The sequence below is a fragment of the Ochrobactrum sp. BTU1 genome (genome assembly GCA_018798825.1).
Classification (GTDB): Bacteria; Pseudomonadota; Alphaproteobacteria; order Rhizobiales; family Rhizobiaceae; genus Brucella.
Genome location: CP076356.1, coordinates 612277 through 626250, shown reverse-complemented (window position 1 = coordinate 626250; position 13974 = coordinate 612277). Strand labels below are relative to the sequence as shown.

The window sequence follows — 13974 nt, the reverse complement described above, 5'->3', positions numbered from 1 at the left end:
TCCCTTCCTTGCCCCGGAGAATTGGTCATGCTTGACGATCCCGCTTTTTTGCCGCTGCTTTCGATCAATCTACTCGGCATTGCCGGGATCGTCGTATGGCACCTCCAACGTCGGAATCGACCCAAAGCAAGGCTGATTTTCCAGATACTCTTCTTCTTGGCCATGACGGCGGTGCTGCGTTTTGGCGGAGTGCTGCCTTATCGAGTGGCGGAGACATATACTAATAATGTCCCTGCGCTGCTCGCCGCTTCTGCTCGTGTTCTCTGGTGGATTCACCTTGCCTGGTCGCTAATCGGAGTCGTTCGGATCATTGTGCTCGACCGCCGGCCGACACAGGCGCGGCTGCTGCAGGATCTAATGGTTGCGGTGGTTTATATTGGCATTTCGCTGTCGATCCTCGCATTCGTGTTCGGCGCGCCGATTGGTGCACTCGTCGCCACGTCTGGCGTTGTTGCCGTTGTCTTCGGCCTTGCATTGCAGAATACGCTTAGCGATGTCTTTTCCGGCATTGCCTTGACACTTGGAAGGCCGTTTGTGATTGGCGACTGGATTCAGCTCGCCGATGGCACGGAGGGGCGCGTGGTTGAAAACAATTGGCGGTCGACCCAATTGCTGACTGGTGCGCACAATATCGTAGTTCTGCCCAACAGCGTTTTGGCAAAGGTCGGTTTGACAAATCTCACTCGGCCGGATGAGACACACCTGATCTCTCTGACTGTCCGGATCTCTTCCAGTCACGAACCGGGTTTCGTCGAGGGGGTCATGCGGTCAGTCTTTGAACCCTGCGCAAGCATCGTCCGGCAAGCCCCGGCCATTGTTGCCCTCAAGTCTATAGATGCCGCAGCAATTGAGCTTGAGTTGCAGTTCCGTGTTGCAGATCCCTCGCACAGGATCCCGGCGAGAAATGAATTGATTGATAGTCTCTACCGACGATGCAGGGAGAGCGGCGTTTCACTGGCGATGCCGCTGCAAAGCTATCGCTACACGCTCCCCCTTGAAGGTAAAGGTGCTAATGAAAAATCTCGATAGAGGTCATTCAACCGGCGCGGTCTAATACCCACTCGAAGGACTTTTCCCAGATTTCAGCCGGGATTTCTTTCGACAATGTCTCGGTAAGGTCGGAAAGCCGCACACCGCGGAGTGTGCGGCGCCAAGCTTCATCGGCCTCCCACATAACTCGCGCCACCGCGCAGGGCTTGGACTCGCAGTAGTCCTTTGGTCGGCAGGGATTATTGGCACGTATATTGTTGCACACGAAGGTGCGTGATTTCCCCTCAACCGCTTCCACGATATCGAGAAACGTCAGTTCAGTCGCAGCGCGTGCCAGGCGATATCCGCCCGATGGACCTAATGTTGTGTGGACCAGACCTGCTTGGGATAGGCTCTGCAGCGCTTTTGATAAATATTCCTTCGGAAGACCATGAAATTCGGCCAAGGTCTTTGTTGAGAGATATCGCCCCTCAGGGAGACCTGCGAGAATGGCGCAACAGTGAAGTGCCCATTCGACTTGGCTTTTCAGGATCATGATATCATTCCGCGACAAAGGCTGAACGCCTATTAAGGATAAATGTTATCCCTATTCTCGGACTTTGTAAACAGCCACTCTCAAGGTCCGATATAAACGTTCTCTGACGACCTACTGGGACTTTGCGCAACTATTTCAGGTTCGTCGCTCACTCTCTTTAATTAACATGGTGCTCTGGGATCGCCACTTGTTGGTCATCGACACGCTAAGTCACTGCCATTAACGGCAAATGCGTTAGGCTTTCGCACTGAATGCGTCAAGGAAGGGTGGAGTAGCGCATTGGGTAACGACCGTCTTGATGGCTTGCGCGCGCTATCTCAGGTCGATGTCGGTGGGCTCTCACACGCGCATTGGATGCCGACGCGAAAAGTGATGGCCTGATTGTCAATGAGGACCGGTCAACGCATCCCAGTGCAAGGCATATGTTTGAAGTTTGATTGGCGATCGCAAAGGTTCTGTTTGCACTCTATGCAAGTTCCTGACTAAGGAGGTAAAGGCGCATATTGGTGCGACAGACCAAAGTTGATCCGATGGGAGATTGCGGCAAATGTTAAGTTCTGTGAGAAAAGCTGTCACCATCATTGAAGCGTTTGCAGACGGCCAACGAGAATGGACCGTTACTGAACTCAGCCGAGAGCTGGACTTGCCATAACCATCATTGCATCACTTTCTTTCGACATTTCGAAACGTTGGCTGGGTCGTGCAGGATCCGATCAGCAAGCGTTACCGCCTTGGCATCAAACTATGGGAAATTGGCTGTGCTGCTGTTAATTTCCGCGAAAACGCCGAAAGTGCGCGCCCTTTCCTGCATGCTCTAATGGAAGCATGCGGGGAAACGCTTCATCTTGGAATGATATCGCCGGAAGATCCTTCAACCGTTGTCTATATTGATCGGGTTGATAGTGCCGAACCTGTGCGAATTGTAACTGCTCTTGGGAGCCGGGCGCCGTCACATTCTTCTGCAATGGGAAAGGCAATTCTTGCCCATAATGAACGCTTTGAAAGCACGGTTGTGGCAAAACCTCTCGCGCCAGTAACGAGCCATACAATTACCGATCCCGTGTTATTGAAGAAAGATTTTGCAGAAACCAGACAGCGCGGCTATTCGATTGGTAAAGGCGAGTTCAATACATCGCCGGTCAATTGTCCATCATGGCGACTTATCAGGTCAGCGCTCAGGTTTATAAAGGCGACCGCTTCGTTCTCCTGGGACCGTCCGGTTGCGGCACTCAGGAATGATCAACACCGAGCGGCTGCTTGCCATGAAAAAAGGTGCAATCCTCATAAATACAGCGCGCGGTGGTCTCATCGTTGAAGAAGCGTTGGCGCAAGCCGCCGGGTCAGGTCATCTGGCTGGAGCGGGGATCGATACATTCGCCCGCGAACCGCTGTCTGCCGATCATCCGTTTAAAACTCTCGATGGTATTGTCATGTCACCGCATATGGGCGGGAGCACTGATACGGCACTCGATAGCGTTGCGGTCAGCGCTGCACAAAATGTGGTCGATATGCTGATCAAGAGCAAAATCGAGGAGCGGCTTCTCGTCAATTCTGCCGTGCTTCACCGTCCGTCCACTTTTGTAGCTTGAGGTATCATGAACACGTCTTTCAATCCGAAGCCCTTGCAATCCACGTGGCCGACTGGCTTCACGGTCAATCCACGCGTCTCAACCCTTTCACGCGATTTGATTGAAGCTTATCGTACTGTACCCGTTCCTCACGCCAGCGACAGTATGGGTCGTCATACCGGCGCCAGGGAGCTCCGCGCTTATCATGGCGATGAAGCGGTAACGATGGTAGGTCCGCTATAACTGTCAAAATCAGGCCCGGCGACAATCTCATGGTGCATCTGGCAATGATGATGGCAGAACCGGGAGATGTTATCGTCATCGATGGCGGTGGCGATCTTTCGACAGAGGTTATAGGCGGCTTAATGCGAACCACGGCAATAGCACGCAAGATTGCTGGATTCGTTATCGATGGAGCCTTGAGGGATGTTGCTGAATGGAAGCAGGGGGGAATGCCGGCTTTTGCAAAGGGCAACGTGCATCGCGGCCCAAGTAAGGACGGTCCCGGCGAGGTGAATGTTCCGATCGCATGCGCGGGTCTACAGGTGATGCCCGGCGATCTTATTTTAGGTGATGCGGATGGCGTCGTCGCCATACCTGCAGATCAGGTCGATGCACTGCTGATAAAATGCCGAGCACATGCAGAACGAGAACGATCAATCAATGAGAGGAATGCAACCGGACAGCTTGACTGGCCGCGTTTCAATGACTTGCTGAAAGGGAAGGGTTGCCCTGATCTCGACCAGTCAAAGCTGCCGTCGTGACGCGGACGGAGTATATCTGATAAGCCCACCACACTTGACGCACCAGTTTCGCAATTGCGCAGTTTTGTGTTCGCTCGCGGGTGGTCTTTTCGATCTGAAAAAGACAATTTGCACTAAAGGAATGATAACGCTTTGAAAGCGAAAATCGTCAATGCGGTGTCACATGCCGGCGTGGGTCAGCCATGCATGTAGATCATAGCTGAGATGTGCAAAAAACAGATGCAAAATGATTATTATTTGGGCATAAGACCATCAGCTGTGACGCGCGTTCCTCCCATTTCCGCGTCCAGCTGTTCCCCTCTGAAGGTTTAACCTTCTAAATTTAAAGGGCCTCGGTTTCCGATGGCCCTCTTTTTTTGACCTCCATCGCTGTGCAATTTGCTATTCATACATCCTTGGCCGTAAATGGGGTCGGAACAGCAATGGAGCAGAAAACCTACATAGGTAGCGGACGTTCTTACAGGTTCGTGCAAACGTATGGCTTCTTTGTCATCGGATCGGATGATCGAGCTTCTTCGATAAGCCAATTGGCAAAAAGTTGCACCGGCCCCTCACTCAAACGGATCGGCTCCGGCAAGACGATGCAGAAGGTCTTGGAGATCGACCGGCCGTCCGGCCAGGGCGCGACCAGGCGACCTTCCGCCAACTCGGTTTCAATATAGAGGCGCGGGACGAGCGCGACGCCGAGACCGGCCAACGCAGCTTCGATTTGCATCGAGTGAAGATCGTAACGCGCGCCAACTGCTGGATTGGTGAGCGCGATCCCCGTTTCCTGTGCGTAGCGTTGCCAGGCATCCGGGTTTTGCCGTCGATGAAGGCGAGGCAATTCATCAAGGGATGCTAAGCCTTTGCTTCTGCTAACAAGAGCTGGGTGGCAGACTGGCACCAGCGTCTCACGCAACAGGCGCTGCGTTCTCATCCCAGTCCAAGCGGGGTGCTCGAAATGGATTGCGGCATCAAACCCGCTTCCCGCAAGCACAAAAGGCTCCAACCGTTCTGCAAGATGCACAGTGATGTTCGGGTGCATTTCGCGAAACCGTACCAATCGTGGAATAAGCCAGCGCGTTGCAAAGGTCGGGATGGTTGCGATGTCGAGGCTCGCGCCGTCGCGTGGCTGTCCTATCAGATATTGGCTGTCTCGTTCCAACCTGTCCAGCGTCTCACGAACCTGAAGCGCATAACGCTCTCCGTTCGGCCGTAACCGAACGCGATTGCCGACCCGCTGGAACAGTGTGACACCGAGGAATGTTTCTAGCCGGCCGATCTGGCGGCTGATCGCACCTTCGGTGACGGCCAGTTCGTCAGCGGCACGAGCGAAGCTGCCATGACGAGCCGAAGCCTCAAACGCAATGAGTGCGGAATTGCTGGGAATCTTGCGGCGCATGAGGGCTCCCGACATGACGGTTCAGCATTCTGTCACCGCCACCTTGATATTAGATCACTGAAGCATGACCCATTGTCGATATAACAGCGATCCTGTTCGGATTATAGTGATGAAATATCAATGAATAACAAGACTGGAAGCAGCAGTCTTCCGGCAAAAGGCGATGCGATAATGATCTATACGGTGGAATGTAGCTTTGCCGATCCGGCCAGCGAAGAAGAATGGAACGACTTTTACAGCAAGGAGAAGCTGCCAGCCCTCATTTCGGTGAGCGGTTTCCAAACCTCGCAGCGTTTCAAAGCGCTAAGCGGTGGATGTCCTGTCTATCTTGCCCTTCATTCGATTGAGGGCCTCGATATTTTGACGGGCGACGAATATCGCCGGAAGGGCGGTGGTAATTTCGCGCGCTGGCAGCGGCACATCACCGATTGGCACCGGAACCTCTATGGCGGCGTCGAGCGCGCGCCAGCCATTGGTGAGGGTGAATATCTGGCGATGAGCGCAGAAGGCCCCGAACCTTTGATCCGGCTGGGTCTCACTCCGTGTGCGATGCATGCAGTCGCTATGGAGAAGTTTCCGGAATACCGCTGGCTTGCCAAGGTGGAGCACAGCGTTGCGCCTGGCATCGAGCATCTGCCGCAAGGCGTTCATGCCTATGCCCCTATGACAGCGCAGTTGACGAATGACCGCAACGCCGCTTTGGCAAAGGCGGGCTAGCACCGATGCCCAATGTCACAATCTTCATTCCCGCAGACAGGATGCCGCCGGACGAAACCCTTGCAGACCTCACGGAGCAATGCACCGAACTTTGTACCGGCATTCTCCGAGCCGCATTGGAGAATGTGCATATCATCTATGTCCCTGTCCGGCACGGTCGAGGGCGCCCGGCCTTCGCAGAAATCCAATACCGACTTGGGCCATTTCGGACGTCCTTAGTCATGGCGCAGTTCATAAAACGGTTGGACGACGCCATACGACGTAACACCGACCTCACCGCGCGCATCCGCTGCTTTGGCTACGAAGCGTCGAGCATCCACGCGCGAAATTAGCTGATGCCTGGAGAAGAACCATGTCTAGTCTTACATTACCCAACCAACAGGTCGGTGAATTAACGATCACCGCCGTGAGCGACGGTTATCTCGAGGCCAGTTTCGATTTGCTTGCGAATATTGATCCGGGCGATGCCTCCCGCATGCAGCGAAAAGCAGGGATAGCGGATCGCAACTCGATCCATATTAATTGCTATCTGGTGCGCGGAGGTGGCCGCACGGTTCTGATCGACGCGGGTGCTGGCGGCTTCAAGCAATGCGGCGGCCGATTGAAGGCCAATTTGCTGCTCGCGGGCATCCAGCCCTCAGAGATCGACGCGATCCTGTTGACGCATGCCCATCCCGATCATATCGGGGGTCTGATGGACGCGTCAGAAGGAGCCGTCTTTGCGAACGCGGAGCTTGTCGTTCACCATCGGGAAGTCGCCTTCTGGCAGGATGACGGGAATCTGAATCGTGCTCCGGAGCGCGTCCGTGGCAATTTTCTCGCGGCCCGTCAGGCATTCGACGGATATCGCGAGCGGCTGCGCACCTTCGATGCCGGTGAGGTGCTTCCCGGCATGACGGCGGTGCCGCTTCCGGGCCACACCGCCGGACACACTGGCTATCGTTTAGAATCTGGTTGTCAGAACTTGCTTGTCTGGGGAGATATTGTTCATTTTCCGGAGATTCAGATTCCGCGCCCTGTCGTGTCAATTGCGTTCGACCAGGATGCACACCTCGCTGCTGAGACACGAACGAGGCTGCTGGACTTTGCCAGTTCGGAACATCTGCTGATTGCGGGAATGCACCTTGGCGAACTCGGTTTCGCGCGGATCGAACGAACCGGTAAAAACTACAGCGTTGCGTATGAGCAGCTTCATAAAGAATGATTTGAGTTCTGTTACAACAAACCCGGCTTTGCTGCGAAGCAGCGAAGCCGGTCGCAACAATTCCAAAATAGCTGCAAAATTACATAAATATTCTTGTACAAACCTATAGCCTATACACGTCCTGCTGCTCAGGGGTGAGTTCGAGAAGAAATCCAAGACGCAGCCGTCCGCAACTTTGCTCATCAGGCAAAACTGTTATTCCTTTGGCGTGTTTTCATGATTGAGTGGCAAAGCCTAACCTTTATCCGGAAATTGCTTGCTTAATGACACCAATCAACCGATGCTCACAGCACGCACCTAGAGCCGGGTAAGCTCTGCCGCATGCTGAGGAGAAAGAAAATTGTCAAAACTACTGACTGAGGTCGGGGGAATATTAAACAGACTCGCCGAATCTTCACCAAGAGATATTCAGCTTGTTGCAGAGCGTTTTCACGACCATGCGATCGAAGATCGGATGACTGGATCAGATTTGAGAGCGCTTCTGGTCGAACTTGGATATGCCAGTGTGTCTGATTTTTGTGGCGCTGCCGGTATTCCGCTACATGTAGCCAAACGCTGGGAACGTTTTGGCGTTTCTTCGGAGATGCGTGCCGTCTTGCTGATGATGCAGGCCCAGCAGCAACGGTTCGAAAAGGCGACCCAGGAGTTTGAGGCAATTACCCATGTGGGACTCGTCGATTTTTTACGTAGTCGCAAAGTCTAGCCATATTCCTTCAGGCAATTGGCCGGACATGTGAGGTATGGCCGTTAGTCTTCAAGGAGGGCTACGGCTGTCTGACTGTCAGTAATAAGCACGCTGGCGGGTACGATTTTAAGTGCGGCTTTCATTGCAGCGACCTTGGACTTCCCCCCCGCAGCAAGAACGACCCGTGCAATGGCTGCCACCGTGTCCAGATCGATCGACATCACGCGCTGGTTGATCTCATGATCGACGAGCTTCCCATTTTCATCCACAAAGTAACACAGGATATTGGCTACCGCACCAGATGCGCGCAGTGGCTTGATGAGTTCGGACGGCACGATGCCATGTCGGAAGATTGTTGCGTCTTCAGACACTTCACCGACGGTTAGAAGGGCTATATCCGCTCGGGCAGCGCGCTGCTCGAGACTGCGAAGTTCAGTTTGTCGCCAGAGCAGGTCGCGAAGGCCATGTTCGTCTACGATCACTGGCGCAGTGATCTGATAACTGTCGACCTCGTACACTTCCGCGACCCTCGCTGCAACCACGGATGGATTGATCCATCTTGAATGCGGAAGGCTTCCGACGAGGGCTACGACGGATGCGTCGTTAAGTTTGCGGCGTTCAAGGAATTGGACGCTGGCATAAAGCGTTGCGCCGCCCCCGATGGCGAGCGTCATTCCGTCCTGCATTTCTTGGTCGAGATAAGAGGCGACAGCATTTCCGAGCGCTTTTTCCAAATTCTCGCCATTTTCTGGTGTGGGTACGACAATCGCTGAGGCCAGTCCCCACTTTTCTTCGAGCCGACGCTCAAGCTCGATTTGTTGCGCCGTCGCTGCATTGATACGCGTCACAACGATGCCTTCCGTTGTAGCAGCCGCAAGCGTACGCATGACCTTGACCCGACTGACGCCGAGCTTCTCAGCAATTTGCTCCTGCGTCATGCCCTCGACATAGTAGAGCCAGACTGTTTTTACTTTGAGATCGGAGGACCTCAGTGGCCAGTTTTTTTCTGCCATTTTCACTTCAGCTCCCCGGTTTCTTTCGTTCCAAACGATCTATAGCAAAAACTGGCCCCCTGTCGTCAACTGTTCAAATGTATTTGACAAAGAACAAATGAACATTAATATGGGTGGCGAGGACGTGAACAATGTCCCGTTAAAGGGAGGAACAGGAACGCCGTCTAACGGCCGTTTCTATGGGAGGATAAAATGAAGAAAATAACGTTGGGGATGAGTATCCTCACGGCCGGTTTTGCAGGTCTCATGTTGGCGGGGACGGCTTTCGCTGGAACGCTTACGCTTTATACGTCGCAACCTGACGCAGATGCAGCGCGGACTGTTGAGGAATTCCGAAAGCTAAATCCAGATGTAGATGTTCAGGTCTATCGTTCTGGAACAAGCGATATCATGAGCAAACTCGCCGCTGAATTCTCAGCTGGCGCGCCACAGGCAGATGTGCTCCTGATCGCCGACGCTGTTAGCATGGAAAGTTTGAAAGCCGATAAACGGTTGATGCAGTTTTCTGAAGCCAGCGTCGAAGGCTTCGAACCTGGTTCATTTGACCCAGAGAAGTATTATTTCGGCAGCAAGTTAATTACCACTGGGATCGCATATAATTCTGCCGCAACTGAGAAGCCGCAACATTGGGCGGATCTTGAGAAGCCCGAATACAAGGGCATGGTTGTCATGCCGAGCCCGCTATATTCAGGGGCCGCAGCATTCCTCTTAAGTGGGTTTGTTGCCAGTGATGGTCTCGGTTGGAAGTTTTTCGACGCCCTTAAGGCTAACGAAGTCGTCAGTGTGCGAGGTAATGGCGCGGTCCTCAAATCTATTGCCAGTGGCGAGAAGCCCTACGGAATTCTTGTTGACTTCATGGCACTCAACGCGAAAGCGAAAGGCTCTCCGGTAGAGTTTGTCTTTCCCGAAGAGGGTGTCCCTGCGGTAACCGAACCCGTTGCAATCATGTCATCAAGCAAAAATGCTGAGGATGCCAAGAAGTTCATCCGCTTCATCCTGTCTGATGCGGGCCAGGAACTTGCGCTTAAACAGGGCTATCTCCCAGCCAAAGCCTCTGTTGGCAAACCGGCATGGTTGCCGGATGGACTGAATGTAAAAATTATGCCGATAGACACGCAGAAGGTCCTCAAGAATACGGACGCGGACAAATCGCGCTTCACAGAAATGTTTGGCGGCTAGGACCGAGAGACATATGCAGAAAATAGCTGAGACCAGCGGTCAGGGCCGGGACAAGGCTCTGATCGCAGTGACGATTATTGTCGTTTCTTTGCTTTCGCTTCTCCCGATGGGGCGACTACTTTTTGAGGTTGCAGTTCCCGCACAGGGTACAGCAATTGAAGCGATGGGACGAGTTTTCAACTCTCCAGCCACATGGACCGCGACCTGGAATTCGCTCTATGTCGGCATTTTCGGTACCCTTGTCGCTGTTGTCTTGGGAACATCTGTCGCTTTGCTTGTGAGCCTGACCGATATTCGCGGACGTGCGGTCTTCATATTTCTATATGTAACGCCGCTTTTGATTGCGCCGCAGGTGACGGCGCTTGCTTGGCTCCAGCTGTTTGGCCCGGCCAGTCCTTTTCTAAAAATGATCGGCATGGCTCCGCCACTTGGATCGCGTAATCCCCTTTATTCATCCACTGGTATTATTGCCCTTCTTGGTGTGCAATACGGACCGCTCGTGTTTCTCATCGTACGGGCGGGGCTGCGTAAGCTGCCACGTGAGCTTATTGAAGCGGCGTTGAGTAGTGGGGCAAAGAAGATGACCGTCCTTAGGACTGTCATCATTCCTTTGATGGTGCCGTCGATCATTGGAGCCACTGCACTCACATTTGTGTCTTGTGTCGGCAATTTTGGTATCCCCGCGTTTCTTGGCATTCCTGCAAATTATCTTGTGCTTCCCACATTGATCTACCAGCGGCTTAGCGGTGGTGGGCCTGCGGTTTTGAGCGATGTTGCAACCTTGTCGACCCTGATCGGCATTATTGCGATTGCTGGGATCGTTGCGCAGGAATATGTCTCGCGTTGGCGTGATTACCGCATTGCTTCGACATCGCTTCCAGCCAGCCCATTCGAGCTGGGAGGCTGGCGGATATGGATTGAAGTTGTGATGTTGTTGCTCGTCGTGGCTGTGCTCGGGTTGCCGATCTTTGGACTCGCTCTCACATCGCTGGTGAGCGCTTACGGTACACCGTTGACTTGGCAGACGGTAACGCTGTCGAACTATAAGTTCATACTCTTCGAACACGCGGCAACAAAGCGGGCATTTCTGAATAGCTTTGGCCTCTCTCTTGCGGCTTCGTTCTTTGCTGTGCTGATTGCTGTTCCGTTGGCCTACATCACGACGTGGCGTAAAAGGTGGTGGACCAGACTGTTCAATCTGACCGCGGAGCTGCCTTACGCTTTGCCAGGTGTGGTTATGGCAATTGCCTCGCTATTGCTGTTTTTGAAGCCGTTGCCGCTGTTTGGCTTTCACATCTACAATACGGTCTGGATCATTCTTTACGCCTATCTCGCCCGGTTTTTCGTCCTTGCTTTACGACCTACCGTGAGCGGACTTCATCAGATCGACCGGTCTTTGGAAGAAGCAGCGCAGGTGGCGGGTGCCAGTCTATTCATGCGCTTGCGAACAATCATCTTTCCTCTTGTCGCGCCTGCGACGTTGGCGGGTGGCGTTCTCATCTTTTTGACTGCGTTTAGTGAACTGACGGTCTCCGCTTTATTATGGGCGTCCGGTTCTGAAACGATTGGTGTCGTCATCTTTTCGTTCGAACAGGGGGGCGATTCCACATATGCCGCTGCCACATCGATTGTAACGATATTGGTCACGATTTTTCTCATGCTGTCGACGAACCTATTCGCGCGGCGTCTGCCTGATGGAGTATTGCCATGGCGGGACTGAATATTAAGAATGTCACAAAGAACTTTGGAAACTTCGACGCGCTTTCCGATGTGACGCTTGAAATTAAGAATGGTGAATTCGTCGCTGTTCTGGGACCTTCGGGTTGCGGAAAAACCACGTTGTTGCGTGCGATTGCAGGATTTGAGAAAATCACCAGCGGCTCAATTCTTGTTGGCGATAAGGTCTTGTCTGGAAATGACATGCATGTCGCGCCTGAAAACCGTCGGGTTGGCATTGTCTTTCAGAACTATGCACTTTGGCCACATATGACGGTGGCCGAAAATGTCGGTTACAGTCTTCGCGTCGCGCGAGTTGCAAAGCCTGAACTTGACCGCCGTGTAACAGAAGCGCTTGCCCTGGTTGATTTGACAGGTCTTGGTGACAGGCGGCCCGCTAATCTATCGGGTGGTCAGCGTCAACGCGTGGCGCTGGCACGATGTTTGGTTGCAGCACCTTCCTTGGTCTTGTTTGACGAACCGTTGGCAAATTTGGATGTGCATTTGCGCGCGTCGATGGAGGATGAGTTTGCGTCGTTCCACAAGCGGACAGGAACGACGATCGTCTATATCACCCATGATCAAGCTGAAGCCATGGCATTGGCCGACCGGATTGCAGTTATGGACAAAGGTAAGCTCATTCAGTTTGCGACCCCGCGTGAGCTTTATGAACGACCCCAGAATGAAATGGTTGCCTCGTTCATTGCCAATGGCATGGTGCTACCGGCTCAAGTTGTCAGTGCTGAAAGTGATGGCCACTGTGCGGTCGAAGTGTTTGGGCAAAAGGCGGTCATGCGCTGTGCTGCGGGGCAGACAACGAGTGAGAATGCGAAAATCTGTATACGGTCACAGAATATAGAGCTGCGCCAAGACAAAGGTATTGAACTCAAAGTGCGGCGACGGATCTACAGGGGAGGCGGTGCTCGTATTGAAGCATATCCGGTCAGTCATCCGGCAACGGAATTGACATTCGATCTTGCAGATGTTGCCGGCGCACAGGAAGGCGAAACGATCCATATCGGCATCAATTCGGGCTGGGTCATTCCACAAGGGGCGACGAGATAATGCTTATCGATCTCTATGGGGGGTTTGGAGAAAAGGGCCGAACCAGCGTTGGTATCAGCAGTGGTTCCCGTCTTCTCTTCGATGCGGGTATCAAGGTGGGCGCCAAAGGGCGGGACTACTACCCTGCAATTGCTGAACACGACGTTGCGAGACTGGACGCCGTATTCATTTCCCACGCTCATGAAGACCATATAGGAGCTTTGAGCTGGCTTCGTGCGTCAGGTTTTCAAGGTACGTTCTACATGACGCGCGAAACATTCGATGACGCCGAAGGCATGCTTCGCCAATATGCCGATCCCTCTCATCAGCAGACGCATCCCCTCAAAGGAGCAGCCATCGAAATCTTCAAGCCAGGAGAAACCATCCAGATTGGTGGGAGTGAAGTTTCTTCGGGTCGGTCTGGACATGTTGCAGGTGGAGTCTGGTTTTCAATCACAACGGCGTCAAAGCGTGCTGTCTATTGTGCGGATGTTGTTCCAAACAGTGAAGTGTTTGTGATGGATCCGCTGCCTCAATGTGACATTGTGATTTTGGACGCTTCTTACGGCGGCGACCCGATCTCCGCCAAGGATCGCATTGGACAGATTGCAGACTTCATCAAGGATCACAGCGGTAAGCTGGTGATCCCGGTGCCGTTATCCGGAAAACCTTTGGAACTTATGGCGATCTTGCCTGGGCCTTTCGCAATCCATCAAGACATGCGTGCGTCGCTGATGGCGCAGATTGAAGTTCATGATGCAGTTTCAATTGAAACTGCGCGAAACTTACGTGCGAAACTTGCTGGCGCAGCCGACTGGCATGAAGGAACCCTTTTACCGGACTGTCCGTTGATGACATTCGACGGCATGGGCAGTGCGGGTCCATCCATAGAATCCTTGCGGCAAGCTGTGAGCGAAGGTGCGCCTGTACTTCTAACCGGTCACGTACCGGACAACACCCCGGCGCAGGCGATGCTCGAAAAAAAGCTTGCAACGTGGATCCGCCTTCCCACCCATCCAACCCTATCCGAAAACTTCGAGCTTTGGCGGGATGCCGGCAAGCCCCTTGCGCTTGGTCATTCCTGTACGCCCGACAAACTTGAAGAACTAAAGCCTTATCTAACGACCCTCGTTACCACTGCAATGTCGGGTTCGCAGCTATCGATCTGAATGGAG

The 13974-nt window shown here is 53.3% G+C and carries 14 protein-coding genes and 1 pseudogene; 12 read left to right on the top strand and 3 right to left on the bottom strand.

Features of this window, described 5'->3' with window-relative positions; genetic code table 11:
- Window positions 1-27: 27 nt before the first annotated feature.
- Window positions 28-1029 carry a mechanosensitive ion channel family protein gene (locus KMS41_21930; GenBank protein ID QWK80413.1) on the top strand — a complete coding sequence of 334 codons (1002 nt, stop codon included), beginning with the start codon at window positions 28-30 and terminating at the stop codon, window positions 1027-1029.
- 7 nt (window positions 1030-1036) lie between these two features.
- Here KMS41_21930 and KMS41_21925 read toward each other — a convergent pair whose 3' ends face one another.
- Window positions 1037-1525 carry an Rrf2 family transcriptional regulator gene (locus tag KMS41_21925; GenBank protein QWK80412.1) on the bottom strand — a complete coding sequence of 163 codons (489 nt, stop codon included), beginning with the start codon at window positions 1523-1525 and terminating at the stop codon, window positions 1037-1039.
- A gap of 547 nt (window positions 1526-2072) precedes the next feature.
- On the opposite strand from KMS41_21925, the gene KMS41_21920 reads away from it, so the two are divergent.
- The 4 genes and pseudogenes from KMS41_21920 (at window position 2073) to KMS41_21905 (ending at window position 3857) form a co-directional block, all read left to right on the top strand.
- Entirely contained in the window at window positions 2073-2177 is a 105-nt protein-coding gene (locus tag KMS41_21920; GenBank protein ID QWK80411.1) for a helix-turn-helix domain-containing protein, read from the top strand.
- A 48-nt stretch (window positions 2178-2225) separates the two neighbouring features.
- Complete coding sequence (locus KMS41_21915) at window positions 2226-2840, top strand: hypothetical protein (GenBank protein ID QWK80410.1); 615 nt, start codon at window positions 2226-2228, stop codon at window positions 2838-2840.
- Window positions 2761-3114 (top strand): hypothetical protein, encoded by a 354-nt coding sequence (locus KMS41_21910; GenBank protein QWK80409.1) that lies wholly within the window; start codon window positions 2761-2763, stop codon window positions 3112-3114. The genes KMS41_21915 and KMS41_21910 overlap by 80 nt, the downstream gene beginning before the upstream one ends.
- 6 nt (window positions 3115-3120) lie before the next feature.
- A pseudogene (locus tag KMS41_21905) lies at window positions 3121-3857 on the top strand (RraA family protein).
- Window positions 3858-4314: 457 nt separating this feature from the next.
- Here the strand turns inward: KMS41_21905 and KMS41_21900 are convergent.
- Window positions 4315-5241, bottom strand: coding sequence for a LysR family transcriptional regulator (locus tag KMS41_21900; GenBank protein QWK80408.1), 927 nt, complete (start codon window positions 5239-5241; stop codon window positions 4315-4317).
- 171 nt (window positions 5242-5412) lie between these two features.
- On the opposite strand from KMS41_21900, the gene KMS41_21895 reads away from it, so the two are divergent.
- From KMS41_21895 to KMS41_21885, 3 genes are all read left to right on the top strand, one after another.
- Window positions 5413-5958: a sugar ABC transporter gene (locus KMS41_21895; protein QWK81164.1), complete on the top strand. Its 546-nt coding sequence runs from the start codon at window positions 5413-5415 to the stop codon at window positions 5956-5958.
- 352 nt (window positions 5959-6310) lie between these two features.
- Window positions 6311-7162 (top strand): MBL fold metallo-hydrolase, encoded by an 852-nt coding sequence (locus tag KMS41_21890; protein QWK80407.1) that lies wholly within the window; start codon window positions 6311-6313, stop codon window positions 7160-7162.
- Between the two features lie 340 nt (window positions 7163-7502).
- Window positions 7503-7865, top strand: coding sequence for a hypothetical protein (locus KMS41_21885; protein ID QWK80406.1), 363 nt, complete (start codon window positions 7503-7505; stop codon window positions 7863-7865).
- Window positions 7866-7909: 44 nt separating this feature from the next.
- Here KMS41_21885 and KMS41_21880 read toward each other — a convergent pair whose 3' ends face one another.
- On the bottom strand, window positions 7910-8860 hold the full coding sequence (locus KMS41_21880; GenBank protein QWK80405.1) for a sugar-binding transcriptional regulator: 951 nt from the start codon (window positions 8858-8860) through the stop codon (window positions 7910-7912).
- Window positions 8861-9073: 213 nt separating this feature from the next.
- Here KMS41_21880 and KMS41_21875 point away from each other — a divergent pair, with 213 nt between their 5' ends.
- From KMS41_21875 to KMS41_21860, 4 genes are read left to right on the top strand one after another with little or no spacing between them, the layout of a single operon-like run.
- Complete coding sequence (locus KMS41_21875; protein ID QWK81163.1) at window positions 9074-10039, top strand: ABC transporter substrate-binding protein; 966 nt, start codon at window positions 9074-9076, stop codon at window positions 10037-10039.
- 13 nt (window positions 10040-10052) lie between these two features.
- Window positions 10053-11759 (top strand): iron ABC transporter permease, encoded by a 1707-nt coding sequence (locus KMS41_21870; GenBank protein QWK80404.1) that lies wholly within the window; start codon window positions 10053-10055, stop codon window positions 11757-11759.
- Entirely contained in the window at window positions 11747-12820 is a 1074-nt protein-coding gene (locus KMS41_21865) for an ABC transporter ATP-binding protein (protein ID QWK80403.1), read from the top strand. Before KMS41_21870 ends, KMS41_21865 begins: the two co-directional genes overlap by 13 nt.
- Window positions 12820-13968, top strand: a complete 1149-nt coding sequence (locus KMS41_21860; GenBank protein QWK80402.1) for an MBL fold metallo-hydrolase — start codon at window positions 12820-12822, stop codon at window positions 13966-13968. Before KMS41_21865 ends, KMS41_21860 begins: the two co-directional genes overlap by 1 nt.
- Window positions 13969-13974: the final 6 nt, after the last annotated feature.